Annotated in this window: 7 protein-coding genes and 1 pseudogene; 5 read left to right on the top strand and 3 right to left on the bottom strand. The window is 67.8% G+C overall.

The genetic code is table 11. The features are described 5' to 3' along the window. Positions 1–315: 315 nt before the first annotated feature. Both ING98_07290 and ING98_07285 read left to right on the top strand, forming a co-directional pair. Positions 316–1,205: pseudogene (locus ING98_07290) on the top strand (integron integrase). Positions 1,206–1,243: 38 nt separating this feature from the next. Further along, complete coding sequence (locus tag ING98_07285; protein ID MCA3101659.1) at positions 1,244–2,224, top strand: tripartite tricarboxylate transporter substrate binding protein; 981 nt, start codon at positions 1,244–1,246, stop codon at positions 2,222–2,224. A gap of 20 nt (positions 2,225–2,244) precedes the next feature. Here ING98_07285 and ING98_07280 read toward each other — a convergent pair whose 3' ends face one another. From ING98_07280 to ING98_07270, 3 genes are all read right to left on the bottom strand, one after another. After that, positions 2,245–3,240 carry a tripartite tricarboxylate transporter substrate binding protein gene (locus ING98_07280; protein ID MCA3101658.1) on the bottom strand — a complete coding sequence of 332 codons (996 nt, stop codon included), beginning with the start codon at positions 3,238–3,240 and terminating at the stop codon, positions 2,245–2,247. A 53-nt stretch (positions 3,241–3,293) separates the two neighbouring features. Then, positions 3,294–4,454, bottom strand: coding sequence for an alpha/beta fold hydrolase (locus ING98_07275; GenBank protein MCA3101657.1), 1,161 nt, complete (start codon positions 4,452–4,454; stop codon positions 3,294–3,296). Between the two features lie 66 nt (positions 4,455–4,520). Further along, positions 4,521–5,693, bottom strand: a complete 1,173-nt coding sequence (locus tag ING98_07270; protein ID MCA3101656.1) for a tripartite tricarboxylate transporter substrate binding protein — start codon at positions 5,691–5,693, stop codon at positions 4,521–4,523. Between ING98_07270 and ING98_07265 the strand changes: the two genes are divergently transcribed. The 3 genes from ING98_07265 to ING98_07255 are packed head-to-tail and all read left to right on the top strand — an operon-like array spanning position 5,668 to position 8,395. Then, positions 5,668–6,990: an RNA polymerase subunit sigma-70 gene (locus tag ING98_07265; GenBank protein ID MCA3101655.1), complete on the top strand. Its 1,323-nt coding sequence runs from the start codon at positions 5,668–5,670 to the stop codon at positions 6,988–6,990. The two genes, ING98_07270 and ING98_07265, sit on opposite strands and share 26 nt — an antisense overlap. A 14-nt stretch (positions 6,991–7,004) precedes the next feature. Beyond that, positions 7,005–7,151 carry a hypothetical protein gene (locus tag ING98_07260; GenBank protein MCA3101654.1) on the top strand — a complete coding sequence of 49 codons (147 nt, stop codon included), beginning with the start codon at positions 7,005–7,007 and terminating at the stop codon, positions 7,149–7,151. Continuing rightward, a complete protein-coding gene (locus tag ING98_07255; GenBank protein ID MCA3101653.1) occupies positions 7,148–8,395 on the top strand; it encodes an MgtC/SapB family protein in 1,248 nt (415 codons plus the stop codon). The genes ING98_07260 and ING98_07255 overlap by 4 nt, the downstream gene beginning before the upstream one ends. Positions 8,396–8,408 lie beyond the last annotated feature (13 nt).

The following is an 8,408-nucleotide window of genomic DNA, read 5'->3' as shown; positions in this document are numbered from 1 at the left end:
TCCTTCGGAATGGACGGCATCCGCGCCGCTCGGGCCTGGGCCGCAATCGTCGTTTTCCTGCTTGGCATACATGCTCCTCATCGTCATGATATGCCTCGCACACAAAATTCCGGACACCCTCTATCGGACTTCCATTCGCAATAGAACTTCCAGGTCGTCATGATGCGAAAACCGGCCAACGTGTTGTAGGGAGACGAACTTGCCCTTTACCGCCGCCGATCGTCTCCGTAAATCGGCATCGTAAGCACCTGTTTCCGCCCTTCTTTTCCGCAGCTTAAGAGAATTATGCTGGATATTTCCTCCAATAATCCAGCCATGAAAACCGGCAAGCTGCCGCTCCCCACGCTGAGGTCCGAAAAACTGCTCGATCAGCTGCGCGAGCGCATTCGCTACCTGCATTACAGCATGCGCACCGAGCAGGCTTACGTCCATTGGGCGCGCGCGTTCATCCACTTCCACGACCGGCGGCACCCCGCCGACATGGGCAGGCCGGAAGTCGAGCTCTTCCTGTCCTGGCTGACGAACAAGCGCAAAGTCTCGGCATCCACGCACAGCCAGGCGCTGTCTGCATTGCTGTTCCTGTACGGCAAGGTGCTGGAGGTCGACCTGCCCTGGATGTCCGGTATCGACCGGCCACGTGGCACGAAGCGATTGCCGGTGGTGCTGTGGCCGGACGAGATCGCGCGCATCTTTGCGGTGATGGACGGCGAGCACCGTCTGTTCGCCCAGTTGCTCTATGGTACCGGCCTGCGCATCACCGAAGGCCTGCAGTTACGGGTGAAGGATGTCGACTTCACGCGTCGCGCGATCATCGTCCGCGAGGGGAAGGGCGGGAAGGATCGGGTCGTCATGCTTCCGCAGAGCCTGACGGGTGGGCTACGCGGACAGCTGGCACGCGCCGGGGCCCTGTGGCGTGCAGATCAGGTGGCCGGACGCGGCGGCGTCGAGATGCCAGACGCACTGGAGCGGAAGTACCCGAGGGCGGGGTATTCATGGACATGGTTCTGGGTCTTTCCGCAGGCGACGCACTCGGTGGATCCGCGCTTGGGCATGCCGATGTGTCGACGACGATGATCTACACGCATGTGCTCAACATCGGGGGCGGCGGGGTCCGCAGCCCGGTCGATTCACTGCCCGACCATGCGGCGGAGGGGATGCCCGCTTTCGATCCGGTCTTGGCCGTGACAGCATTCGTGAAACGGTAGACGCGGTAACCTACCCGAAAACAACGGGAGGACACTGTATGAAACCGACACGACGCGCCACCACGGCAGTTGCCATCGTCGCACCAGCCCTGCTCGCCTCGGTTGCCGTGCATGACGCCTTCGCGCAGAACTGGCCGGCCAAGCCGGTGCGCGTGGTCACGCCCTGGGCCGCAGGCGGCCTGACCGACATCGTCGGCCGCATCGTGTTCCAGAAGATCTCGGAGAACCTCGGCCAGCAGTTCATGATCGACAACCGCGGTGGCGCAGCTGGCACGATCGGTGCAGACATCGTCGCCAAGTCCCCGGCCGACGGCTACACGCTGATGGTGCATTCGATGGCGCACGTGGTTAATCCGTTCGTGTACGCGAAGCTGCCCTACGACACGCTGAACGATTTCGTCGGCATCGGTACGCTGGTGCGCCAGACCGGCCTGCTGGTGGTGCATCCGTCGCTGCCGGTGAAGTCGGTGAAGGACCTGATCGCGCTGGCGCGGGCGCGGCCCGACCAGTTGTTCTATTCCACCGCCGGCAGCGGCAGCTTCTCGCACCTGGCGGTCGCGCTGCTGGGCTCCATGAGCGGCACGCGCATGGTCGACGTGCCCTACAAGGGCGGTGGCCCGGCGACCGCGGCACTGGTCTCGGGCGAGGCGCAGCTCTCGGCAGGCACGCCCGCGTCGGTGTCGACCCATCTGGGCACCAACCGGTTGCGGCTGATCGCCGTCACTTCGGATTCACGCCTCGCCGCGTTCCCGGGTACCCCGACCGTTTCCGAGTCCGGCCAGCCGGGCTACGAGTATGCCGGCTGGGTCGGCGTGTTCGCGCCGGCCGGGCTGCCGAAGCCGCTGGTCGATCGCATCAACGCCGAGATCATGCGCGCGATGGAAAGCCCGGATACCAGGAAGCGGCTCGAAGAGTTCGAACCCTGGACCACCACCCCTGCACAGATGGCTGCGCGCATCCGGCAGGACTACGACAAGCACAGCAAGCTGATGAAGGTGGCGGGGATCAAGCCGCTCTGACCCCGCCGTCGGTCCGGCCCTCAGTCCGGCTTGATCCCGCTCGCCTGCACCACCTTCGTCCAGCGCGCGAAGTCCTCGCGGATGAACGCGCCGAACGCCTCGGGCGTGCCGCCCTGGGCATCGACACCCATCTGCGCGAAGCGCTCCTTCACCTGCGCCGTGCCCAGTGCCTTCACCGCCGCGGCATGCAGCCGCTGCACGATGGGCGCCGGCAGCGCGGCCGGGCCGAGCAGGCCGGTAGCGTTGGCAATGTCGAAGTCCTTCAGGCCGGCTTCGGCGAAGCCGGGCACGTCGGGCAGCGAAGCCATCCGGTTGCGTCCGGAAACGACCAGCCCACGCATCTTGCCGCCGCGTACGTTGCCGCTGGCAGTCGAGCCCTGGTCGAACAGCATGTCGATCTGGCCGCCCATCACGTCGGTGGCGGCCAGCGCCGCGCCCTTGTACGGGATATGCAGGAACTTGACGCCGTTGAGCATCTGGAACAGTTCGCCCACCAACTGGTTCGACGAACCGGTGCCGCCGGAACCCATGGTCAGGGTGCCTGGCTTCTCGCGCGCGAGCCGCAGCAGGTCGGCAACGTTCTGCGCCGGCAGGCCGCTGCGTACCACCAGAACGAACGGCGAGGTCTGCAGGTTGATGATCGGCGTGAAGTCGCGCACCGGGTTGTACGGTGCGTTCGGGTAGAGCGCGGGCACGACGCTGAACGTGCTGTTCGAGCCGGTGAGCAGCACATAGCCGTCCGGCGCGGCCTTGGCCACCACCTCGGCGCCGACCATGCCGCCGGCGCCGGTGCGGTTCTCGACCACGATCGGCTGGCCGAGCGTGTCCGCCATCGAGGGGGCGACCAGCCGTGCGGTGAGGTCGACATTGCCGCCGGCGGCGAACGGCACGATCAGGCGGATCGGCTTGGACGGCCAGGCAGGCGCCGGCTGCGCCGACGCGGAATCGATCGAAGCCATGGACGCGACAAGCGTTGCAGCAAGCACCGGCGCGAGCGCAGGCAGCGGCTTTTTCATGTTGACTCCTTCTGTTGACGGCGTGGTAGCGCACGCGCGATATGCTGCACGATCTACGGCATGGCCTGCAGCGTGTCCGCGATCCAGTCTGCGATGTAGTCGACGCCAAGTTGCCGGTTGTCGAGCTGCACATGGTAGGTGCCGCCCTCTTCCTCGGTGAACACCTTCAGGTGCTTGCGCGTGGAACCGACAGCCTCGAAGACCTTGTGCGCGGAGGCGACCGGCACGACCTTGTCCTTCTCGCCGTGCACGATCAGGAACGGCATCGTGATGTCCTTCGCCACCTCGGCCAGGCTGAAGCCGCGCGCCTTCTCGATCGCGGCATCGAGCGTGTCGGTGCCCATCACCCAGCGGAAGTGGAACGCCGACTGCGGCGTGGACTTCGGGTCGGCATCCTGTCGTCGCTTGATCTCGAGCTGCCAGCCATGCAGGTCCCAGTGCAGCGCGCCGAACGCGACGCCCGCGGCATAGCGCTGGTCGAACGCGGCGACGCGCCCGGCATAGTAGCCGCCGAAGCTGTAGCCCATCACCACCACCTTCGAGCGGTCGACCTCGGGGCGGGCGACGACCCAGTCGTAGGCAGCGCGGCCGGGTACTTCGTAGTCGAAGCGCGCGGAGAGGTCGCGCAGGCGCAAAGATTCGCCCTGACCCGGTCCGTCGATCGCGAGCGTGTGGAAGCCGCGGGCCGCGAACTCGAGCCCGTTGAACAGCACGCTCATCTCCTTGCAGTTGTCCATGCCGTCGAACACCACGACGGTCGGTGCTGGCCCGGTCACGCCCGGCGCCTTCAGGAACCACGCGGGCAGCGAGCCGCCTTCGTACGGTACCTCGACCCGCTCGATGTTCGAGTAGCGTCGCACCAGGCCCTTGCCCTGGCAGTCGAGTGACTGGCGGCCGAGCGCGCGCTTCTGCTCGCCCGGCTCGACGAAGCGTTCGGCGGTGAAGTAGTACATGCCGGCACGCAGATAGAAGTTTCCCGCGGTCATCCGGTGGCCAGCGGCCTCGGCGGCATCGGCGCGCTGCTCCAGGCGCATCGCCATGCGCTCCCATTCTTCACGGAACGCGTCGGGCTCGGCCTGCCGCTCGCGCAGGCGCTCGCAGACCTCGTCGATCTCGCCCATCGCGACGCAGCCATACGGCGCCATGCCCTTGCAGATCAGCGTTGCGTTCGACCAGGTCATGTTGCCCGGGAATTCTTCGATCCAGCGTCCCATGCATGCTTCCTTTCCAGTGCCGCGGCTGCTGCCGCCCTGCCCCGAGCATATCGGAGCGGTGCGGCGCTACTCCGCCTTCGCGCCCGACGTCCGGATCACCTCCACCCAGCGTGGCACTTCGACCTTGATGTACGCAGCGAACTGTTCCGGCGTGCCGCCGACCGGCTCGGCCCCGGCGGTGAGGAACTTCTCGCGCAGGTCAGGGTTCTTCAACGCGGTGTTCACTGCCGCCGAGATCTGGTCGACGATCGGCCGCGGCGTGCCGGTCGGGACCACGATGCCATGCCAGGACGTGGCATCGAAGCCGGGGACGCCCGCTTCGGACACAGTGGGCAGGTCCTCGAAACCGATCGACCGCTTCGGTGCGGTCGTCGCCAGCGCCCGCAGCTTGCCAGCCTTGATCTGCGGGATCACCGAGGTCGCAGTGGCGAACATCACCTGGGTCTGGCCGCCGATCAGGTCGGCCAGCGCCGGGCCCGCCCCCTTGTACGGCACATGTACCATGCGCACGCCCGCCATGCTGTTGAACAGTTCGCCCGCCAGGTGCGCGGCCAGCCCCACCCCGGAGGACGCATAGTTCAGCTGGCCTGGCCGGCGCTTGGCGAGGTCGATCAACTCCTTCACGCTCTTCACCGGCAGTGACGGATGCACCACCAGCACGTTCGGCTGCAGCGCGACCAGCGTCACCGGGATGAAATCGCGCGCCGGGTCGTAGTTGAGCTTCGGATACAGCGCCGGGTTGGCCACCAGGATCGCGTTGTTCGCGAGCATCATCGTGTAGCCGTCGGGCGTCGCGCGCGCCGCGACCTCGGCGCCGACGTTGCCGCCCGCGCCCGCGCGGTTCTCGACCACGACCGTCTGTCCCCAGCCGTCGGACATCCGCTGCGCGAGCAGGCGGCCGGCGAAGTCGCTGGCACCGCCGGGCGGGAAAGCGAGGATCAGCCGCACCGGCTTGGACGGGAACTTCGGCTGGGCTACGGCCTCGCCCGCGCCGACCACGCCGACGAGGCTGGCCGCGCATGCGGCCACCACCAGCCCAGCCGCACCTGGCAGGGCATGCGAACGCGCGCCTGGCGAGGCGGCACGGTGCTGCGAAACGTCATCGAACGATCGGTTCACTGGGTTCTCCTCCGCTGAGACGGGCGCCGGCGGTCGTTGCCGCGATTCGTGCGCGCACGTTCGATTAGTATAGACGCAGGACACCGCAGGAGGACTGCCCTTGAACGCTCCGCAAGACATCCCGCTGGCGCGCAACGTGAGCCGGCTTGGCCGGCTCGACCTCCCCGGCGCCGGACAGGTGCGCCTGGTCGGCACCACGGCGTACATCGGGCACATCCCGAACAAGGAGCGCCTCGGCACCAGCATTGTCGACGTATCCGACCCGCGCGATCCGAAGGTGATCTCGCAGGTCTTCCTCGACGACGACGAATCGCACAGCCACAAGGCGCGCGTGGTCGGCGACATCATGATCGTCAACCACGAGCGCAACATGACGCCGATCGGTCGCAAAGCCGACGAGCTGCCGGGTGCGCGCACCGCGCTGATGGCGTCACTCGGCCGCGAACCGACGCATGCCGAACTCGCAGCGAAGATAGGCGTGTCGGAAGCCGACATCCCGGTGGTCGAGGCGGCGCAGAAGAAGGGCTACCACCTCGGCGGCTTCCGCGTCTACGATATCTCCGACAAGGCGAAGCCGCGCCAGCTGGTGCACCACCGCACCGGCGGCATCGGCGTGCACCGCTTCGACATGGACGCGAACTACGCCTACATCTCGACCGAGATGGAGGGCTTCACCGGCAACATCCTGGTGAACTACAGCCTGGCCAACCCGGAGCGCCCCGAGGAAGTCTCGCGCTGGTGGATGCCCGGCCAGCATGCGGCCGGCGGCGAGCAGAAGACCTGGGCGGGACGCCAGCACCGGCTGCACCATGCGCTGCGCTTCGACGACCTGCTCTGGGCTGGCTGCTGGCATGGTGGCGTGCGCATCATCGATGTCGCCGACATCCGCAAGCCGACCACGGTCGCGTCGTACAACTACCACCCGCCGTTCCCGGAGCCGACGCATACCTTCATGCCGCTGCCCGGGCTGCATGGCGGCCGGCGGATCGCGGTGGCGATCGACGAGGAAGACCACGCGCACAGCGCCGACGAGATGGCGCGGCGGCGCGGCCGCCCGCACGGCTGCCTGTGGGTGTTCGATGTCACCGACTTCGCCGACATCAGGCCGCTGTCGCTGTTCGAGGTGAGCGAACTCGATTCGCCCTGGAGCCGCGCCACGCCCGGCCGCTTCGGTGCGCACCAGTTCCAGGAGCATGCAGTGGGCACGCTGGTGTTCTGCGCCTGGTTTGCCGGGGGCCTGCGCATCGTCGACGTGGCCGATCCGTTCGCGCCGCAGGAGGTCGGGCATTTCATCCCGCATCCGGCGCCGGGCAAGGCGGCGCCGCAGACCAACGACGTCGATGTCGACGAGCGCGGGCTGGTCTACATCGTCGACCGCTATCGCGGCTTCGACGTCCTCGAGTTCACGCCGCACTGAAACGGCTCGGATCGATGAACCCAGGCACCCACACCCGCAGCAGCGCCCGCGTGGCGCTGCTGCGCCTGGCGGCAGCACGCAACCCGCGCCGCCTTGAATGCCGGCCAGCGCGCTGTCCGATGCGCTTCAATCCGATCGACCGACTGGCCGGGGCCGCTTGAACGAGTGGCAGGCGACGCCGTGGCTGGGCATCGCCGTCGCCGGCGGGGCCGGGCTGCTGATCGGGCTGGAGCGTGAACGGCGCAAGCAGCAGCCCGGGCATGTCGCGTTTGCCGGCGTGCGTACCTTCACGATGGCGGCACTGGCCGGCGCGATCGCGCAGGCCCTCGCGCAACCATGGATGGTCGTGGCGGGTGCGCTGCTGCTCGGTGCCTTGATCACGGTCTCGTACATGCGCTCCTCGAGGATAGACAGCGGTGCGACGACGGAGCTCGCGCTGTTCGTGACCTACCTGATCGGCGTCGCCGCCATCGCACAGCCGATGCTGGCGGCAGGCGTGTCGGTCGCGGTGACGGCACTGCTTGCCTCGCGCACCCGCCTGCATGCCTTCGCGAACGAAGTGCTCAGCCCTGATGAACTGCGCGACGGACTGATCCTCGCCGCCTCCGCGCTGATCGTGCTCCCGCTCGTACCCTCGGTGCCACTGGACTGGCTGGGTGGGCTTAACCTGCGCCAGGTCTGGGGCGTCGTGGTGCTGCTGCTCGCCGTGCAGGCGGCAGGCCATGTCGCGCTGCGCATGCTCGGCCCACGGCACGGCCTGGCAGTATCCGGGTTCGCCTCAGGCTTCATCACCAGCACCGGCACCATCGCAGCCTACGGACTGAGAGCGAGGCAGGCGCCGGAGCAACTGGACGCCTGCGCCGCTGGCGCACTGCTGTCGTGCCTGCCCACGTTCATCCAGCTCGGTATCCTGATCGTCGCGCTCCATCCACCAGCGCTGGGTCCGAGCCTGCCCATGCTCGCCGCCGGACTGCTGGCGGTGATCGCGTCGAGCCTGCCCGGCCTGGTTCGCGGCGCGCCGGCGCCCGCGGAGCCCGTACCCCGGCGCCGGGCGTTCAGCCTGACGGCTACCGTCGGCTTCGCGCTCCTGCTGATCGGGGTGGCTGCGGCTACGCGCTGGCTGGACGCTGCGATGGGTGCCGAGGCTTCGCTTGCCGCAATCGCACTGGCCGGATTCGCCGACGTGCATGCAGCCTCGGCATCGGCGCTGTCGCTCGCCGCATCGGACGAAGGCGCGGCCAGCCAGTTGCAGCTGATGCTGCTGCTGGCGATCTCGACCAATACCGCAAGCAAGCTGGTAGCCAGCCTCGCCGGCGGCCCGCGCTATGCGCTGCGCGTGATGCCCGGCCTGCTGCTGGCGGTGGGTGCGGCGTGGGCTGTGTCGATCGCAGCCGGCCGCGTCTAGCAGGAGCGGGGCT

Source organism: Rhodocyclaceae bacterium (assembly GCA_020248265.1).
Taxonomy (GTDB): Bacteria; Pseudomonadota; Gammaproteobacteria; order Burkholderiales; family CAIKXV01; genus CAIKXV01.
Note: the sequence above shows the minus strand (reverse complement) of the source record. Positions and strands in the feature narration are given on the sequence as shown.